Origin of the sequence: Gallaecimonas kandeliae (genome assembly GCF_030450055.1) — a bacterium.
Taxonomy (GTDB): domain Bacteria; phylum Pseudomonadota; class Gammaproteobacteria; order Enterobacterales; family Gallaecimonadaceae; genus Gallaecimonas; species Gallaecimonas kandeliae.
Genome location: NZ_CP118480.1, coordinates 1,412,781 through 1,430,841, shown reverse-complemented (window position 1 = coordinate 1,430,841; position 18,061 = coordinate 1,412,781). Strand labels below are relative to the sequence as shown.

Annotated in this window: 15 protein-coding genes; 3 read left to right on the top strand and 12 right to left on the bottom strand. The window is 57.2% G+C overall.

All coding sequences use genetic code 11. The features are described from left to right. Nucleotides 1–56: 56 nt before the first annotated feature. From PVT67_RS06990 to cysB, 10 genes are all read right to left on the bottom strand, one after another. Nucleotides 57–722: a glutathione S-transferase family protein gene (locus PVT67_RS06990; RefSeq protein ID WP_301499186.1), complete on the bottom strand. Its 666-nt coding sequence runs from the start codon at nt 720–722 to the stop codon at nt 57–59. A gap of 117 nt (nt 723–839) precedes the next feature. Next, a complete protein-coding gene (locus PVT67_RS06985; protein ID WP_301499185.1) occupies nt 840–1,415 on the bottom strand; it encodes a hypothetical protein in 576 nt (191 codons plus the stop codon). Between the two features lie 89 nt (nt 1,416–1,504). Continuing rightward, complete coding sequence (locus PVT67_RS06980; protein ID WP_301499184.1) at nt 1,505–1,894, bottom strand: cupin domain-containing protein; 390 nt, start codon at nt 1,892–1,894, stop codon at nt 1,505–1,507. 65 nt (nt 1,895–1,959) lie between these two features. Continuing rightward, on the bottom strand, nt 1,960–2,094 hold the full coding sequence (locus PVT67_RS06975) for a hypothetical protein (RefSeq protein ID WP_301499183.1): 135 nt from the start codon (nt 2,092–2,094) through the stop codon (nt 1,960–1,962). 147 nt (nt 2,095–2,241) lie between these two features. Beyond that, the gene (locus PVT67_RS06970) at nt 2,242–2,481 is read right to left on the bottom strand and encodes a hypothetical protein (protein ID WP_301499182.1); all 240 of its coding nucleotides are present in this window, start codon (nt 2,479–2,481) and stop codon (nt 2,242–2,244) included. Nucleotides 2,482–2,624: 143 nt separating this feature from the next. Beyond that, nucleotides 2,625–4,934 carry an AAA family ATPase gene (locus PVT67_RS06965; RefSeq protein ID WP_301499181.1) on the bottom strand — a complete coding sequence of 770 codons (2,310 nt, stop codon included), beginning with the start codon at nt 4,932–4,934 and terminating at the stop codon, nt 2,625–2,627. A gap of 138 nt (nt 4,935–5,072) precedes the next feature. Then, nucleotides 5,073–5,486, bottom strand: coding sequence for a hypothetical protein (locus PVT67_RS06960; protein ID WP_301499180.1), 414 nt, complete (start codon nt 5,484–5,486; stop codon nt 5,073–5,075). Nucleotides 5,487–6,376: 890 nt separating this feature from the next. Further along, nucleotides 6,377–7,750 (bottom strand): Re/Si-specific NAD(P)(+) transhydrogenase subunit beta, encoded by a 1,374-nt coding sequence (gene pntB, locus PVT67_RS06955; protein WP_301499179.1) that lies wholly within the window; start codon nt 7,748–7,750, stop codon nt 6,377–6,379. Nucleotides 7,751–7,754: 4 nt separating this feature from the next. Beyond that, the gene (locus tag PVT67_RS06950; RefSeq protein ID WP_301499178.1) at nt 7,755–9,275 is read right to left on the bottom strand and encodes a Re/Si-specific NAD(P)(+) transhydrogenase subunit alpha; all 1,521 of its coding nucleotides are present in this window, start codon (nt 9,273–9,275) and stop codon (nt 7,755–7,757) included. Between the two features lie 318 nt (nt 9,276–9,593). Then, entirely contained in the window at nt 9,594–10,568 is a 975-nt protein-coding gene (gene cysB / locus PVT67_RS06945; RefSeq protein WP_301499177.1) for an HTH-type transcriptional regulator CysB, read from the bottom strand. A 143-nt stretch (nt 10,569–10,711) separates the two neighbouring features. Here cysB and PVT67_RS06940 point away from each other — a divergent pair, with 143 nt between their 5' ends. Further along, nucleotides 10,712–11,482: a hypothetical protein gene (locus PVT67_RS06940; RefSeq protein WP_301499176.1), complete on the top strand. Its 771-nt coding sequence runs from the start codon at nt 10,712–10,714 to the stop codon at nt 11,480–11,482. Between the two features lie 113 nt (nt 11,483–11,595). Here the strand turns inward: PVT67_RS06940 and topA are convergent, their stop codons facing one another. Further along, nucleotides 11,596–14,145 carry a type I DNA topoisomerase gene (topA, locus tag PVT67_RS06935; RefSeq protein ID WP_301499175.1) on the bottom strand — a complete coding sequence of 850 codons (2,550 nt, stop codon included), beginning with the start codon at nt 14,143–14,145 and terminating at the stop codon, nt 11,596–11,598. A 215-nt stretch (nt 14,146–14,360) separates the two neighbouring features. Here topA and astB point away from each other — a divergent pair, with 215 nt between their 5' ends. Both astB and PVT67_RS06925 read left to right on the top strand, forming a co-directional pair. Next, a complete protein-coding gene (gene astB / locus PVT67_RS06930) occupies nt 14,361–15,701 on the top strand; it encodes an N-succinylarginine dihydrolase (RefSeq protein ID WP_301499174.1) in 1,341 nt (446 codons plus the stop codon). Nucleotides 15,702–15,828: 127 nt separating this feature from the next. Further along, nucleotides 15,829–17,130 (top strand): dicarboxylate/amino acid:cation symporter, encoded by a 1,302-nt coding sequence (locus tag PVT67_RS06925; protein WP_336407818.1) that lies wholly within the window; start codon nt 15,829–15,831, stop codon nt 17,128–17,130. Between the two features lie 41 nt (nt 17,131–17,171). Here PVT67_RS06925 and PVT67_RS06920 read toward each other — a convergent pair whose 3' ends face one another. Next, a complete protein-coding gene (locus PVT67_RS06920; RefSeq protein WP_301499173.1) occupies nt 17,172–17,969 on the bottom strand; it encodes a DUF3025 domain-containing protein in 798 nt (265 codons plus the stop codon). Nucleotides 17,970–18,061 lie beyond the last annotated feature (92 nt).

Genomic DNA, 18,061 nt, shown 5'->3' with positions numbered 1-18,061 from the left:
GCCGGGCAGGCTCCATTTGTCACTTTCGCCACGCTTCCAGCCTGCAACTGCACCGTTCAAGGCTGATGCCCATCTGCCTGTTGCCTGCTGGTGAAAACCGCCTTTTGGGCGGCGAAAGCGCGCTGATAGGCAGGCCGCTCTTCAGCGCGGGCGACATAGGCCCAGAGGTTGGGATATTCGTCCAGGAGACCCGACGCCCTCAGCCTCAGCAGCACCGAGACCATCATCAAGTCCCCGGCGCTGAAGCCCTCTTCCAGCCAGTCGGCATCCCCCAGGTAGTCAGAAAGCTGGCCCAGCCGAGTGCGGATACGCTCCTCCACCAGCGGCAGGCGTTCCTGGCTCCAGGGCTTGTCGCCCTCCAGCAGCTTTGCGGTCGTGAGATCCAGTATCACCGGCTCCACCGTATTGAGGGCGGCGAAGATCCAGGTGATGGCGCGCGCCCGCGCCTTGGCATCCGCCGGCAGCAGGCCTTGATGGCGCTCGGCGATATGGAGGACTATGGCCCCCGTCTCGAAGAGGCAGAGGTCGCCTTCCTCGTAAGTGGGGATCTGGCCAAAAGGGTGCAGCGCCAGATGCGCGGCTTGCTTCATTTCGCTGAACGAAACCAGGCGGACCTGATATGGCTGCCCCACTTCTTCCAGCGCCCAGCGCACCCGCATATCCCGCGCCAGCCCCCGGCCACGATCGGGTGACTGTGCAAAGGCCGTTATGATGGGTGTCATGCTATTCCTCCTGGTCCATCTGCTGGTAACAACCCTAGTCGAACGGGACGGGTGTAGATCGACGGTTCTGTGGTAATTGTCACTCGCTGGAGTCTTTGCGATGGGCATACTTATTATTTAATTTCTCCGCTTGTTGGCATGTCGATATTCCTCATAGAATGAATTTATGTCTATTGTGTAAAACAAACCACCATCAGCCACCGCCACAGACGGCCCGACATAAATATAAGATCTTTTTATCACAGAAGGGTCCAATACAGCCTCAAAAAAACGGCTTCCGCTACCATCAAATTCCTCACTGATCTTCGTGGTCATCACTATCTGTTTAGAAATCTTCGGAAACATTAAAAATTCTTTTTCTTCTGCCTTCGTCATTTCCTGCCGGGGATTTGGCTTTTCGAAATGTTGATTTATGTAATAAGAATCGAAGAAACCTCTAAGATCTTGATTTTTCGGTGCTATGGGTTCTTTAGAAAGAACTAACCAGGCGGATTTACCAATGATATCTTTTGAAACTAGAATTTTTTCATCATTGAACCATATTCTGTAATTCTCAATTCCTTTTGATTTTTCAAAATGAATGTCCAATCCCTTTTCTTTCATGTTTGCAGGTATAATTCGCTCAAATCTAGTCCAGGCAGCGTCAAGATTGAAAGAACATAATAAAATTGTAACGAATAATAGTTTAACCATGCCGCACAAGCCTCCGCAGTAGGAAATTTAATTGGTTGAAAACGAAGCGAACAGCCCTGGCCTACCTGGCTTTATATTCCACCCTGCATTCACTCTGGCATCTCGACGCTATGCTCGGTCGGAGGCGGCGTGATCGTCAAAACCTTCAACCCCTTGGGTGATTCGAACCTGTGCCAAACCCCCTGGGGCACCACCAAGAACTCACCTTGGCGAAGTATGTTCCTATTTTCAACGCCATCCATCAGGAGAACCAAGGTTGTTTCGCCTTCGACGACTTGCACCAATTCGTCACCGGCTGGATGCCGCTCCCACTCGCTGAAACCAACATAGTGCGTCAGATAGATAGCGCTCCGATCAAAGTCCGCCAATTTAACAAAGGCATCCTGCATATCCCCTTCAGCCGTTTCTGGGGTTCTGTTCTCGAAGCACTTAACTTTACCAAAGCCTTCTTCTATCGATATTGCCGTAGACTTTGACACTGGCTACTCCTTGTGACTATAAGACCCCGCACAAGACGTGCATTCAACTATAAGCCGTGGTTACTTCATTTTATTTTTTGGCTTTTAATAAGATGGGATATGCCCCAGAACAAGACCCCAGCGCCGGCACTGGACAAGAAGAAGAACAGCCCAAGGCCTAATGGGGTTCCCCAATGCAAAATATGGTAAAAGACTTCCATGACTAACTCCTTTTGTTATAAGACATTTCAAATGAGCAGATCGAAATCAAGTTAAAATTAAATTTCGCCGTTATAGATTTAAAAAAGTAGGTAATAGCAATGCTCTACTCAGCAGGAATGGCTTTTTTAATCACCTGTAGCACCTTATCATACCGTACTGACGTTTTTCTTTCTGGTGAAAACAATGAATAAAATAACCACCACTAAGGCAGCAATGGCTACCCATAGGTCTGTGAGTCTTTCAATAATTGAAACGCCAGCAGGGACAATACCAACCATTGAGACGAACCAGGCTTGCCTCTGTTTAAATCTCAGATCGGTGATAGCGATAAAAAGCAAAACCGCAATAAGGAACATTGCAGAATAATGTTCAATTTCCATTTCCATGATATATCCTAAATTTCTCTAACAGGTATTCCTAAACGCCAGGCTTTGGTAGAGACATGGCGCTTCAATCAGCTGATACTCTGGCGGCCGGCTGCAATGAAAAGCTGAGGATGGGTGTCCTTTGGATTCTTTCTTTACACCAATCATGCGATAACTTCGAGCATTTCGTTGTAATGAATCTCATCAACTTCCTGAAGCCATGTAAAAATATCACCAATGACATTTTGGCTTTCACCTAAAAGGTTTTCAGAAGAATCTTCATTAATTTCAATAACAGCGCTATGTGAGTATTTGTTTATGAATCGATAAATCTTTTCTTTGGTAGATTCATCTGTGATTTCGCAACCGTTCAAGCCACAATTCATAAGCTGTGCAATATCACTTCGGTGCTTTGGAAACTTGAAGCTAAAAAATGATTCAAGCAGTTTCCTTGAGAGATTCGCAGTTAAAAAGGCTTCATCTCGAGACAATGCAGAATTGTCTTTGTATGCATACAGCTTTGAAAATATATAATGGTATTCTGAATTGTAATTAACCAGACTAGAGTCTGCGTCTTTAAATGTTGATTGGCGTGGAGCGACTGTTGACGCTTCAATTGTATAAAAGAACGCATTTGGATCTTTGGGCGGATTCTTTCTTTTTCTATTGCGGTTTACACCTTCAAACCAATCACGGATCAATTTGAAGTAAGTAAAGTTGTGCGTAAATACAAATAACTGCTTTGCTTTGTCACAATTGCTACGAAGAAACGAATACGCATGAAATAAGTGGTTCGAGTCAAAGCTTGAAACAGGATCATCCACAACAACGATAGTATTTTCCATCTTGTTATCGTTTTCTTTTAACTTGGTTATAAAGTAAACAAAGGCAATAGCCGTTTTTTCACCTTCGCTTAAGTTTCCTTCTACCGGAACGGAATCGTTCCGCAATATTTCATAGCCTTTTTTAACAGGGCTAAAACGAAGAGTTAATTCACTACGACCAAGAAACTTGTGAAGTGATTCATTAAACTGGTCAGCCCCCAAGCCTTCGTTTGATAAGGAATCTTCAAGGCTTCTAATTTCACTGTTTCGGCTAGTTATTGTGGCTTTTAACGTATTATTTGCGGCCGTACGGTCAACGACTTCCTTTTTCTTGCTGTGGTAACCGAAAGACTTAACCTCTGTGGTTGCATAGTGAAGTTCAAGTTGTTTCTTGGATTTGTCTGTTTCCTCCTTGAAGTTGTTCGATTTGTGGTTGTGCTTATCAACAGTTGTACCAATCGCTGCCATAGCATTGTTAAAGGCCTTTATCGAAGATTCGCTAATAACGTCGACCGTAAGACCAGTCTCAAGTGGGTTTCCTGTCTTCTCTTTCAGGATTTTGTGCCAAGCTGAGATTTCTTCATTAAGGTCTTTGGTAGCCTTTTCCAAGGCTGCACAGAATTCGCTGTACTCCATTTTAAATTCTTCGTAAAAGTCAGCTGCCGCTGGTAAAACAGGGACTTGAATGTATTGATCTGTAAGCCAACCATCAGCATTCACAAGCCTGCTTTGAAAAGCTTTGTAATCGTCATTGAAATGGGCTTCGAGCTGTTTGATGCGATCTTCAGTTATGGCATTACCACAAAATTCACACTGGTTTGTATCATGGCGATTATGAAGATCAAGACCAGTTTCAACCCAAGACTTTATATCACCATGCTCAACAAGTCGTTGAATGGTTTTACTGACTACGCTGGTATTTAGAAGATCATCAAGACGTTCTTTTGCTTTGGCGAAGGTTTCCTGATTAATGGCCTTTCGTGTGAATGAAATAGGGTTCTTCTGATCTGGTTTAGCAGCATTGGTTAGTTCGATAATTCTATCTTCATTAAGAAGTGGCTCATCCGTCTTCATTGATTCAATGTTTGCGGCGACAAACGCCTCAAACTTGCGTTTATCGTAATTTAAGTAATAGCGATCTGTTGTATCAATCGACTGAAGGCTTGTCTTCAGGTGTCTTGCGCTATCAGTATCAAATTTTGATACGGCGCTGTCGAGTTTCCTAATCTCTTCGGCTTCTTTGCTATGCGCTTCTGAATCTATCTTTTGCAATGCCTTCAGTTTATCCAGTCGTTGACGTTCTTCAATCTTCGCTTTGTCTACAAGTAAGATACTCTTGACTACGTTGTTCCATGAAATATTTTCTTCAATGAAGTCGTGATTGAATGTGTAGATATTTAAATCGGCGTTGGTAATACTCGCTTGCGTAATAAACGTGCCGTCATCTATAGCTACAGTTAACTCCGAAGATGGGAACTTTTCTGAATTAGCTTTGTTTTCGATGCATCTAAAAACACCTGAGAGTGTAGACTTACCACTTCCGTTCCAACCATAAAACAGATTGTACTTCCCAAAATCTTTAGCATTGGAATTTGTATGATTCTGATAGATACCGAAATTTTTTAGTTTTTCTATGCTCTTTATTGACATAACATCCTTGCTCTAAAAATCACGCGCTACTCTATTGGCGTATAACGCCTGCAGTTGCGGCTTGGGTGAACTGGCGGCTTTTTTGCTGCGCAGCGCGAAAAAGGTGACAGTTTACCCAGGTCCGGCAAGCTGCACTTGTTAAGCGATTGATGCCCAAATTTCATCTGCTACGCCCAAGTTTTTAGGTATTAATATTTTAAGTTGCTCTTCCAAGAAGTTGTTAGCAAATGCTAAATCATCGCACTCAAAAAAGTAATGTTCGATAAGATAGCCAAAATAAACTTCAGGGATCTTTATATCACGCCCCATACATTCGGAAGAAAGCCAATTTAAGAACCTTGATTTTTCATCTTCGTTTTTAGGAACAAGAATTTTAGTTCTTAGCGCGAACTCTTCGATATAAGTAAACTTGCGAGGCCCTGGAAATTCATAACTTGGCAACTTTAAACAATAACTCGGACCTTTTAACGATAGTGTAGATATATGATCGAAGTTCTCACTTTCGTTTAGAAGCTGCGCATCAGCCCAATCTGTGGCTTCTTTTTCAGTCAAAAACCCAAGATTGTATAAAGCGAGTACTGTTGGAATTCTCGACATATTTTTACACGCTTAACAATAGTTATAAAGCCGGCTCGTTTTCACTCATTAGACCACCTTGCCGAATGAGTGCAACTCGCTCTTTTACAAGACTAATGCATCAGTCCCACTCAAGCGTCTGCACAAAAACGCGCCGGCTCCTTTTGCTGGTCGGTCCGGCTTCTTATCATGAAGTCAGACCAGATAAAAAATCGATTATACTCAGTGACTTAGCAATTTTTTTTGAGATAAAAGAGCCAGGCGTCCGTGATAAAGGTGCCAGATTGCTATTTCTTGGTTGGATATACTGTATGCCCATCCAAAAACCTGAACGACGCAACCTACTATCTCACAGCCTGCCACGCCTACTGGTTCGGGGCCTTTCCCCCTTGGAGCCACCGAGTGGGAGGCTGCGTGAAGGAAGTCGAGCCAGGGATGGCGAGACAGGTGAGTACGCGTCTGGACACGCGTATGAACCGGTTCCTGGCAAGCAGCTGGACGCGAGGGGACCGCGTAGCGGTGGCGGAAGCGGGGGTGCACTCTTTGGTTACTTTCTCTTGCACAGAGAGAAAGTAACCCGCCCGCCGGTGCGGGAACCGGCAAACAAACAGCCGTGCCGCAGGCACCTTCAAGACACGCTACCGCCCTTGAGATGACGGGCCTCCACTCCCTCACGTTCCTTGTTGTCCGACTCCCCGAGCGATCTCGCGCCAGGTTCTGGCTCTTGGCCCGGTGGGCTCCCCAACGAATACATTCGCCGCCCCAGGCAAGCATGTGAACCCCAGGTTACCCCCCTCCCCTTCCACGGTAAACCCTCAGCTAAATCAAGCAGCTACAAAAAAAGGCGCCCTGGGGCGCCTTGTCGCTTAGAAGGCCTTGAGGATGGCCTCCACCGTCTGCTTGGCATCGCCGAACAGCATCACGGCGTTGTCGCGGAAGAAGAGCGGATTCTGGACCCCGGCATAGCCAGTGTTCATGGAGCGCTTGAACACCACCACCTGCTTGGCCTTCCACACCTCCAGCACCGGCATGCCGGCGATGGGGCTGGCCGGGTCCTCGGCCGCCGCCGGGTTGACGGTGTCGTTGGCGCCTATGACCAGCACCACGTCGGTGTCGGGGAAGTCGCCGTTGATCTCGTCCATCTCGAGGACTATGTCGTAGGGCACCCTGGCCTCGGCCAGCAGCACGTTCATGTGCCCAGGCAGGCGCCCGGCCACGGGGTGGATGCCGAAGCGCACCTGGACGCCCTTGGCCTTGAGCTGCTCGCAGATCTCCGCCACCGGGTACTGGGCCTGGGCCACGGCCATGCCGTAGCCGGGGGTGATGATGACGGAGCCGGCGTTCTTGAGCATGTCCGCCACGTCCTCGGCGGTGACTTCCACGTGCTCCCCTTCGATGTCGGCGCTGGCCTGGGCGTCGTTACCGAAGCCGCCGGCGATGACGGAGATGAAGGAGCGGTTCATGGCCTTGCACATGATGTAGGAGAGGATGGCGCCGCTGGAGCCCACCAGGGCGCCGGTGACGATGAGCAGATCGTTGCCCAGCATGAAGCCGGCCGCCGCCGCCGCCCAACCCGAGTAGGAGTTGAGCATGGAGATCACCACCGGCATGTCGGCGCCGCCGATGCTGGCCACCAGGTGCCAGCCGAAGGCCAGGGCTATGAGGGTCATCAAGAAGAGCGCCGAACTGCCCTGCCCGCCTGTGCTGACGAAGTAGAACATCAGGCCCACCGAGACCACCACCGCCGCCAGGTTGAGCTTGTGGCGGTGGGGCAGCATCAGCGCCTTGGAGTTGAGGACACCGCGCAGTTTGCCGAAGGCGACGATGGAGCCGGTGAAGGTGACGGCACCGATGAAGACGCCGAGGTAGATCTCGGTGAGGTGGATGCTGAGCAGGGTGCCGCTGAGGCTGCCGTCCGCCAGCCAGGAGTTGTAGCCCACCAGCACGGCGGCCAGGCCCACGAAGCTGTGGAGGATCGCCACCAACTCCGGCATCTGGGTCATTTCCACCTTCAGGGCCAATCGGGTGCCGATGGCGGCGCCTATGACCATGGCCAGCAGGATCCAGCCGTAGCCGGAGACGCTGGGGCTCCAGATGGTGGCCACCAACGCCAGGGCCATGCCGACGATGCCGAGCAGGTTGCCGCCCTTGGCGCTTTCCTGCTTGGAGAGCCCGGCCAGGGCACCGATGAAACAGAGGGCCGCCACTATGTAGGCGGCACTGACCAATCCTTGAGACATCCTGTTACCCCTTCTGGAACATTTTCAGCATGCGGCGGGTGACGGTGAAACCGCCGACGATATTGATGGTGGCGATCAGCACCGCCACGAAGGCCAGGAAGCCGGTGAAGCCCCCCGACCCCGCCTGCAACAGGGCGCCGACGACGATGATGCCGGAGATGGCGTTGGTGACCGACATCAGCGGCGTGTGCAGGGCGTGGGTGACGTTCCAGACCACGTAGTAGCCCACCACGCAGGCCAGCACGAACACCGTGAAGTGGGACAGGAAGGCCGGCGGCGCGGCATTGGCCACCCAGCCGAAGGCGGCAAGGCCGGCGGCGGCAAGCCAGTACTTTTTGCGGCCCGGCTCCTTGGGGGCTTCCACCTTGGGTGCCGGTTTGGGGGCAGGCGCCGGTTTGGGCGCGGCCGAGACCGAGATCGGCGGCGGCGGGAAAGTCAGCTCGCCGTCCCTGACCACCGTCATGTTGCGCAGCACTACGTCCTCGAAGTCGAGGTGGATGTTGCCGTCCTTCTGCGGGCACAGCAGTTTGGCGAGGTTGACCAGGTTGGTGGCGTAGAGGGTGGAGCTCTGCCCTGACAGGCGGCTCGGCAGGTCGGTGTAACCGAGGATGATGACGCCGTTGTCGGACTTGAAGCGCTTGCCCGGCTTGGTGAGTTCGCAGTTGCCGCCGTTGGCGGCGGCGAGATCGACGATCACCGAGCCCGGCTTCATGGCCTTGACCATGTCGCGGGTGATGAGCTTGGGGGCCGGCCTGCCGGGGATGAGGGCCGTGGTGATGATGATGTCCACCTCCCTGGCCTGTTCCAGGAAGAGCGCCATCTCGGCGTCGATGAAGGCCTGGCTCATCTCGCGGGCGTAGCCGTCGCTGCTGCCGCCCTCCTCCTCCAGCTGCACCTCGAGGAACTCGGCGCCCATGGAATGGATCTGCTCCTTGACCTCTGGCCTGGTGTCGAAGGCGCGCACTATGGCCCCCAGGGAGCCGGCGGCGCCGATGGCGGCCAGGCCCGCCACACCGGCCCCTATCACCAGCACCTTGGCCGGCGGCACCTTGCCGGCGGCGGTGATCTGGCCGGTGAAGAAGCGGCCGAAGGCGTTGGCCGCTTCCACCACGGCCCTGTAGCCGGCGATGTTGGCCATGGAGGAGAGGGCGTCCAGGGACTGGGCCCTCGAGATGCGCGGCACCATGTCCATGGCCAGCACCTTGACCTTGCGGGCCTGGAGCTTGGCCAGCAGCTCGGGATTCTGGGCCGGCTGGATGAAGCTGACCAGGGTGGCCCCCTCCTTGAGGCGGGCTATCTCCTCGTCGCTGGGGGCGTTGACCTTGAAGACGAGGTCGCAGTCCCAGGGGTCGCCAAGCTCGGCGCCGGCCTCCCGGTAGGCGGCGTCGTCGAAGCTGGCGCCCTTGCCGGCCCCGGGTTCGACGACGGGCACAAAGCCCAGCTTGATGAGTTCGCCCACGGATTTGGGCGAGGCGGCCACCCGGTTTTCACCGGGTAGGCTTTCGATAGGTACGCCGATACGCATGACTGCTCCCTGAGGTTGGGGCCCCGCGATACGGCTGCGACTTCGGGCAAGATTGCAAAGCTTTCCCTAGATGTAACAGAAAAATCAGGCAGTTGGGCAAGTCCTTTTTGTTCTATGACTATGCGATCTGGCTTTTGCCCGGCCCCGGAGCCTTGAGCCGCACCGGTCCTCGGCCCCAAACAGTCAAAAAAATGCCCGGCGCTTGGCCGGGCAATGCATGGAACTAACTTGTCAGCAGAGTGAAACCCCTCGGGCTTCAGGGACAACTTTAAGGCGTCACCACCGGCAAGGTTTTGACCTGGATTAAGGTTTTGGCCCTCAACGCACCGGCAGGGCCATGTTCTTGAACAGGGCCTCCACCGCTTCGCTGTCACGCAGGCGCAGGGCCTCGTCCACCACTGCCCTCGTCAGATGCGGGGCAAAGCCCTCGATGAAGTCGTACATGTAGCCGCGCAGGAAGCTGGACTTGCGAAAGCCAATTTTGGTGGTGGAGGCGCGGAACAGGTGGCTGGCGTCTATGGCCACCATGTCGGAGTCCAGCTCGGGGTCGAAGGCCATGGAGGCGATCACCCCTACCCCCAGCCCCAGGCGCACATAGGTCTTGATGACGTCGGTGTCGGTGGCGGTGAAGACGATCTGCGGCTCCAGGTTCTTCTTGGCAAAGCCCTCGTCCAGGTCAGAGCGGCCGGTGAAGCCGAACACGTAAGTGACTATGGGGTACTTGGCCAGCTCCTCTATGCCCACTTGGGAAAGCTGCGCCAGGGGGTGGTCCTTCTTGACCACTATGGAGCGGTTCCAGTGGTAACAGGGCAGCATGATGAGGTCGTCATAGAGGTGCAGCGCCTCAGTGGCGATGGCGAAATCCGCCTCGCCGCGCACCACGGCTTCGGCTATCTGGGTGGGGGTGCCCTGGTGCATGTGCAGTGAGACCTTGGGATAACGGTCGATGAAGCGGCGAATGACCGGCGGCAGGGCGTAACGGGCCTGGGTATGGGTGGTGGCGATGTGCAGCTTGCCGCGGTCCGGCTGGGTGTGTTCGAAGGCGACGGCGCGGATGGCGTCGGCCTTGTCGAGCATCTCCTCGGCGATGTTGATGATCGCCTTGCCGGCGGCCGTGACGTGGGTCAGGTGCTTGCCGCTGCGGCCGAAGATCTGCACCCCCAGTTCGTCCTCCAGCATCCGCACCTGTTTGGAGATCCCGGGTTGGGAGGTATAGAGGCTTTCCGCCGTGGCGGAGACGTTGAGGTTGTTGTTGCGGACTTCGACGATGTAGCGCAGCTGCTGCAACTTCATGAAAAGGCTCCCAAAGCCGGGTTATGCCAAAAAAGTATAACCTAACCGGGTTCTATATCGACTGGCAAATGGTTGATATGCTACCGAAATGACAGCCGTTCCTATACACTCACTCAAATGCGCAGGCGCAACAGGACAATAACATGACACCATACATTGTGACTGCCGTGATTGTGATACTGCTGTTGGTGATGATCGTCATCAACGTGGTCCAACAACAGCGGCAAAAGCAAGAAGCAGAAAGGCGCCAGGAGCTTGCCCGCCACAAGGCCATCATCGAAGAAACCGAGGATCTGCTGCCCTTCGCCGGCCAGATGCCCATCTCCAGCCAACTGGTGGCCATCCTCTACGGCCGCCTCGCCGACGCCCTCAACGGCGCCTTCAAGTTCAACAAGGACGCCAACCTCAAGGCCCGCGCCGACGACGCCCTCAACCAGCAACAGCAGGCGCTGCAGCATTACAGGCCCAGCGACGACAATGTCCGGCTGCCCGACAACGAACTGCAGATGGTGCAGCTGTTGCAGGCCGTCAAGCGGCTGATCGCCGTGCTGCGCACCGAGTTCAACAAGGGCAAGGTGGACGCCGAGGTGTTCAGGAACGAAGCGGCCTTCCTCGACAGGATGCGCCTCAAGATCAACGTCGACGGCCTCATCGCCCGCGGCGTCTCCGCCAAGACCATCAAGCAGTTCGGCTCGGCCCGCCAGTTCCTCAACAAGGCCAAGCAGCTGGCCGCTTCCCAGGCCCACCAGGACAACTACCTGCGCGCCAAGCTCCAGGAGATCCAGCTGCACCTGGACGAGATCAACCACAACAGGGGCGCCGCCCTGGTGCCGCCCAAGGCGGAGAAGAAGGAAGGGGACATCCAGCAGCCGGACGACGTGGATCTGCTGTTCTCGCCCAAGAAGAAGTGGTGACCCAATACCGGATACCCAAAACCGCCCCAGGGCGGTTTTTTCATGGCCGGCGCTGACTGCCAGCCAGGCAAACAAAAGCCCCGCCTAGGCGGGGCTTTTTCTGTTGAGGCGGCTTACTTGCCGTTGTCCACCCATTTGCCGTTCTCATAGAAGGCCATCCAACTGGTGGCCTTGCCGTCTTTCTCTGAGCCCACGTACTGGCTCTTGGTCTTGCGGGAGAACTTGACCAGGGTCGGGTTGCCGTCCTTGTCCTTGAGCGGCGCCTTGGCCAGGTACTTGAACTTCTCCGGCAGCCTGTCTTCGAAGCGTTTGAGCTCAGACACCAGCGGCGCCCGCGTTTCCCGGGATTTGGGGAAGGTGCTGGCGGCCAGGAAGATGCCGGCGGCGCCGTCGCGGAGCACGAAGTGGGCGTCGGATTTCTCGCATTTGAGCTCCGGCAGGGCCACGGGATCTTCCTTGGGCGGCGCCACTTCGCCGTTACGCAGGATCTTGCGGGTGTTCTTGCAGTCCGCGTTGGTGCAGCCGAAGTACTTGCCGAAGCGGCCGTTCTTGAGCTCCATGTTCGAGCCGCACTTGTCGCACTCGATCAGGGGGCCGTCATAGCCCTTGAGCTTGAACTCGCCGGTCTCCAGCAGGTAGCCGTCGCAGTCGGGGTTGTTGCCGCAGACATGGAGCTTGCGACCGGCGTCCACCAGGTAGGAGTCCATGGCGGTGCCGCATTTGGGGCAGCGCTTCTTGGCCAGCAGGGCGTTGGTTTCCCCTTCCTCGTCGTCGACCTTGATCACTTCCTCGCCTGGGGTGAGGTTGATGGTGGTCTTGCAACGTTCCTTGGGCGGCAGGTTGTAGCCGGAGCAGCCGAGGAAGACGCCGGTGCTGGCGGTACGAATGCCCATCTTGCGGCCGCAGGTAGGGCAGTCGATGTCGGTCAGCACCATGGCGTTGGAGCGCATGCCCTCTTCGGCGTCGTCCAGGCGCTTCTTGAAGTCACCGTAGAACTCGTCGAGCACGGCGTGCCATTCACGGCCGCCATTGGCGATGTCGTCCAGCTCCCCTTCCATGCGGGCCGTGAAGTCGTAGCTGAGCAGGTTGGTGAAGTTCTCCACCAGCCGGTCGTTGACGATCTCCCCCATCTTCTCGGCGTAGAAGCGGCGGTTCTCCACCTTGACGTAACCGCGGTCCTGGATGGTGGAGATGATGGAGGCGTAGGTGGAAGGCCGGCCTATGCCGCGCTTTTCCAGCTCCTTGACCAGGGACGCCTCGGTGAAACGGGCCGGCGGCTTGGTGAAGTGCTGCCTGGGATCCAGGGCGTCGAGCTTGAGGGTCTCCCCCACGGCCACGTTGGGCAGCTGCTCGTCGTCTTCCTTGCGCTTCATGGGGTTCAGCACCCGGGTCCAACCGTCGAAGCGCTGCACCCGGCCCTTGGCCTTGAGGGTGAAGTCGCTGCCCTGGGCCTTGGCGGTGGCGGTGAGCTGGGTGACGTCGTAGACGGCGTTGGTCATCTGGCAGGCCACGAACTGGCGCCAGATGAGTTCGTAGAGGCGCTGGGCGTCGCGCTCGACGTCCAGGTCCTCGGATTTGATGCGCACGTCCGAGGGGCGAATGGCCTCGTGGGCTTCTTGGGCGTTGGCCTTGGCCCCGTAGGTGAGGGGGCCGGCCGGCAGGTAGGCCGGGCCGAATTCGCTCTGGATGTAGCCACGCACCGCGTCCACCGCCTCGGCGGAGAGGTTGGTGGAGTCGGTACGCATGTAGGTGATGTGGCCGGCTTCATAGAGGCGCTGGGCCAGCATCATGGTCTTCTTGACCCCGAAGCTCAGGCGGGTACTGGCCGCCTGCTGCAAGGTGGAGGTGATGAAGGGGGCGGAAGGCCTGGACTGGCTGGGCTTGTCCTCACGGTCCGTGATCTGGTAGCCGGCGCCCTTGAGGGCGGCGACGGCGGCCATGGTTTGGGCTTCGGTCACGGGCTTGAAGGCTTGGCCGTCCTGGTGGCTGACCATCATGCGCAGGGCGCCTTCGGCGGCCTGCAGGTCGGCATGGAGATCCCAGTATTCTTCGGGCGTGAAGGCACGGATCTCCCGCTCACGCTCCACCACCAGGCGCACGGCGACGGACTGCACCCGGCCGGCCGAGAGGCCACGGGCTATCTTCTTCCACAGCAGCGGCGACACCATGTAGCCGACGACGCGGTCGAGGAAACGGCGCGCCTGCTGGGCGTTCACCTTCTCCTGGCTGACCTGGCTGGGGTGCTCGAAGGCCTGTTGGATGGCCTTCTTGGTGATCTCGTTGAACACCACCCGCTGGAAGCGGCTGTCGTCACCGCCGATCAGCTCCTTGAGGTGCCAGGCGATGGCCTCCCCTTCCCTATCCAAGTCCGTCGCGAGATAGACCTTGTCGGCCTTGTCCGCCAGGGATTTGAGTTCGGCAACCACCTTTTCCTTGCCGGGCAGCACCTCGTAATGGGCCTGCCAGTGGTTGTCGGGGTCTATGCCCATGCGCGCCACCAGGGCGTTGGTCGCGCTGCTTTTCTTACCCTTGCCGCCGCCCCCGCTGGTGGGCAGGTCGCGAATATGGCCGATAGAAGATTTAACGATGAAGTCCTTGCCAAGATATTTATTAATGGTCTTGGCCTTGGCTGGGGACTCCACTATCACCAGTGATTTTGCCATGAGTCTCTTACGTTAGGTTGGCTGGGGCCCGTCAGGGGTGCCCATATATAGTGTTTTGACTCAGCCGATGCAAGGCGCAAGCCTGAAGTCGTCCCTTTTTCTAATTAATTCAACTTATCCATCATTTGCAAGGCCGACCGTTACCCTTTCCTTGCTATGGGTATAATGCCGACAACTGAAAAGATCCCGTCCAAGGCTAAAACAAGGAATAGGGCATGAAACATTTCGAAGTCAATTTCGACGGCCTGGTGGGCCCAACCCACAACTACGCCGGTCTGTCTTTCGGCAACGTGGCCTCCCTGTCCAACGCCGCCAGCGCCTCCAGCCCCAGGCAGGCCGCCAAGCAGGGCCTGATGAAGATGAAGGCCCTGCACGACCTGGGCCTCAAGCAAGGCGTGCTGGCGCCCCAGGAACGTCCTGATATGGCGACCCTGCGCCGCCTGGGCTTTAGCGGCACCGACGCCCAGGTGCTGGCCAAGGCCGCCAAGGAGGCCCCGGCCATCCTCGCCGCCTGCTGCTCGGCCTCCAGCATGTGGACGGCCAACGCCGCCACCATTTCGCCCTCGGCGGACACCAGCGACGGTCGGGTGCATTTCACCCCCGCCAACCTGACCAACAAGTTCCACCGCAGCCTGGAGCCGGCGGTGACGGGGCGCATCCTCCAGGCCATCTTCAACGACGATCGCCACTTCCAGCACCACAAGCACCTGCCGGACAACGATCACTTCGGTGACGAAGGCGCCGCCAACCACACCCGCCTGTGCAGCCATTACGGCCACGCCGGCGTGGAACTCTTCGTCTACGGCCGCGAGGCCTTCAACGCCGCTGCCCCGGCGCCGAAGAAATACCCGGCCCGCCAGACCTTGGAAGCCTCCCAGGCCATAGCCCGGCTGCACGGCCTGGACGACGACACCGTGGTCTACCTCCAGCAGAACCCGGACGTCATCGACGCCGGCGTCTTCCACAACGACGTCATCAGCGTCGGCAACCAGAACCTGCTGTTCTACCACCAGGACGCCTTTGTCGACACCCAGGCCAAGTTTGCCGAGATCCGCCGCAAATTCGGCGACGGCGAGCTGCATTTCGTGGAAGTGCCGCGGGATCAGGTGAGCGTGGCCGAGGCGGTCAAGACCTACCTGTTCAACACCCAGGTGGTGACGCTGCCGTCCGGCATCATGGCCATCATAGCCCCCACCGAATGTGAAGAATCCGACGCCGTCAGGACCTACCTGGCCAGCCTGGTGGAGCAGGACAGCCCCATCAAGGAAGTCCATTACATGGACGTCAAACAGTCCATGCGCAACGGCGGCGGCCCGGCCTGCCTGCGCCTGCGGGTGGCCTTGAACGACGAGGAAGTGGCGGCGGTGAACCCCAGCTGCCTGCTGGACGACGCCCTCTTCAACCGCCTCAATACCTGGGTGGACAAGCACTACCGTGAAGAGCTACACGTGGCGGACTTGGCCGATCCGGCGCTGCTGATGGAAAGCCGCGACGCCCTGGACGAACTGACCCAGATCCTCGGCCTCGGTTCCGTCTACCCCTTCCAGTTGGACTAAGTTCCTTCCCCAAAGCCCGGCAGCAGCCGGGCTTTTTTGTGCCCGGCCCCCGCCTCCCCTTCCCTGTTCATCCCTGCTTCAAGCTGTTAGATTAGCTGGCATTTGTTAGCAGAATCTTGGACAGCCCGTGACAAAACAAAAAGGAAAACTGGGCCTTACGGCGCGCATCTTCATCGGCATGGTACTGGGCTTCGCCCTGGGCCTGGCCCTGCACGGCTTCGCGCCGGATTCCAGTTTCACCGCCTCCTGCCTGACGTTGTTCCAGATCGGCGGCAAGCTGTTCGTCGCCTCCCTGAAGATGCTGGTGGTGCCCTTGGTGTTCGTGTCCCTGGTGTGCGGCACCTGCTCCCTGTCCGACCCAACCAAGCTCGGCCGCCTCGGCGTCAAAGCCATAGGCCTCTATCTCATCACCACGGCCCTGGCCATCACCCTGGCCATCACCCTGGCGGTGCTGGTCAAGCCCGGCATTGGCCTCGAGCTGCATAGCGACGCCAGCTTCAAAGCCTCGGCGGCGCCCTCCCTGGCCGACGTCATCACCAACCTGGTGCCGTCCAACCCCATCCAGGCCATGGCCCAGGGCAACATGCTGCAGATCATCGTCTTCGCCGTGCTGTTCGGGGTGGCCATAGCCCTGTCCGGCAAGGCCGGTGAGCGCATCGCCAAGGTCTTCGAGGACTTCAACGAGGTGATCATGAAACTGGTCACCATCCTCATGAACCTGGCGCCCTACGGCGTCTTCTGCCTGATGGCCAAGCTCTTTGCCGACAAGGGCCTGGATACCCTCGGTAGCCTCGGCAAGTACTTCTTCCTGGTGCTGGGAGTGCTGGCCATCCATGCCTTCATCAGCTACCCGGTACTGCTCAAGCTGCTGGCCCGCCTGAGTCCGCTGATGTTCCTGCGCAAGATGCGCGACACGGCGCTGTTCGCCTTCTCCACCGCCTCATCCAACGCCACCCTGCCGGTGACCCTGGAAACGGTGACCAAGAAACTGGGGGTCAACAACAGCATCGCCTCCTTCACGGTGCCGCTCGGCGCCACCATCAACATGGACGGCACCGCCATCATGCAGGGGGTGGCCACCGTCTTCATCGCCCAGGTCTACGGCATCGACTTGAGCCTCACCGACTACCTGATGGTGATCCTCACCGCCACCCTCGCCTCTGTGGGCACCGCCGGGGTGCCCGGCGTCGGCCTCATCATGTTGGCCATGGTGCTCAACCAGGTGCACCTGCCGGTGGAGGGCATAGGCCTCATCATGGGCGTGGACAGGTTGCTGGACATGACCCGCACCGCCGTCAATGTCACAGGCGACGCCATGGTGACCTTGGTGGTGGCCAAGTCCGAAGGGGAGCTGGACGAAGGGCGCTTCAACGACCCCAACGCCGCCAAGGCGGAAGAGGAAGTGCACCTCCCCCACGGCCATGCCTGAGCAGGCAAGAGCGAAAAAAAGCCGCCCCAGGGCGGCTTTTTTCATGGCTGAAGCGGCGGCCTTGGCCGGCGCAGGGGCCGGAAGTAATCCAGGTTGGCGTAGAAGGCAGGGTCGCTGTTTTGTGGCCACCAGCCCGGCACCCCCAGCAGCGGCAGGGGCGAGAGCAACGACTTGTCCTTGAGGCCGTCCGAGGCCAGCAGTTCGCAGAGCCGCTCATCCAGCCAGGCGTACTGGGCCTTAAGCGCCCAGCCGAAGAAGGCCGGCGGTGCCAGCAGCGGCAGCATCTTGGCGGTAAGGCCAAGGTAAGGGGCCAGGCCCTGCTCGTAAACGGCGTGGCCGAACACGAATGGCCGGGTGGCGCTGCCCCACTGTTCCCTGCCCTCGACGAAGGCCTGCTGCCAGTGGTGCTGGCGCAGCGCTTCCAAAGGCTCGAGGCTGGCCGCCACCACCAGCACGCCACATTCGTCGAAGAGGGTCAGGCTGTCACGGCGCAAGGTCCTGGGGCTGAGGCCATGGGCCTCGATATCGGCCACATGCTGGGCGTTGATGGCGGCCTTGGCGCGGGGGTACAGAGCCCAGGCCAGGGCGTTGAAGCAGTCGTGCCAGTTGTCCGGCCGGGTCGGCACCCGGCCCGTGGCCAGGATCTGCGCCTCGTAGTAGTCGTCCAGGGGCGCGCTGCAGAAACTGACCGGCTGGCCGGAGCGGGTGGCGGTGCCGGCCGGCAACCAGGCCGTCAGGGTATCGAGCCCCGGAAAGCCAGATTCATCACCCAGCTTTGGGAACAGAGCCTTGAGGTCCCCGTAGAGCCCCTCATCCAGAAAGTGGCGTTGCCAAGTCACCGGCGCTTTCCCCCATCAGCAAAAGGGCGCCAGTGTAGCAAAACGGCGGCTTTTTCTGGTATCACTGAAGGCACCCCAAGCAAGCGGCGCCA

Bases quoted from the DNA above. Each gene is read 5' to 3' on its own strand.
- astB (WP_301499174.1), top strand. From the start codon at position 14,361: ATGAAACATTTCGAAGTCAATTTCGACGGCCTGGTGGGCCCAACCCAC.
- PVT67_RS06990 (WP_301499186.1), bottom strand. From the start codon at position 722: ATGACACCCATCATAACGGCCTTTGCACAGTCACCCGATCGTGGCCGG.
- PVT67_RS06950 (WP_301499178.1), bottom strand. From the start codon at position 9,275: ATGCGTATCGGCGTACCTATCGAAAGCCTACCCGGTGAAAACCGGGTG.
- PVT67_RS06975 (WP_301499183.1), bottom strand. From the start codon at position 2,094: ATGGAAGTCTTTTACCATATTTTGCATTGGGGAACCCCATTAGGCCTT.
- cysB (WP_301499177.1), bottom strand. From the start codon at position 10,568: ATGAAGTTGCAGCAGCTGCGCTACATCGTCGAAGTCCGCAACAACAAC.
- PVT67_RS06970 (WP_301499182.1), bottom strand. From the start codon at position 2,481: ATGGAAATGGAAATTGAACATTATTCTGCAATGTTCCTTATTGCGGTT.
- PVT67_RS06965 (WP_301499181.1), bottom strand. From the start codon at position 4,934: ATGTCAATAAAGAGCATAGAAAAACTAAAAAATTTCGGTATCTATCAG.
- pntB (WP_301499179.1), bottom strand. From the start codon at position 7,750: ATGTCTCAAGGATTGGTCAGTGCCGCCTACATAGTGGCGGCCCTCTGT.
- PVT67_RS06985 (WP_301499185.1), bottom strand. From the start codon at position 1,415: ATGGTTAAACTATTATTCGTTACAATTTTATTATGTTCTTTCAATCTT.
- topA (WP_301499175.1), bottom strand. From the start codon at position 14,145: ATGGCAAAATCACTGGTGATAGTGGAGTCCCCAGCCAAGGCCAAGACC.
- PVT67_RS06940 (WP_301499176.1), top strand. From the start codon at position 10,712: ATGACACCATACATTGTGACTGCCGTGATTGTGATACTGCTGTTGGTG.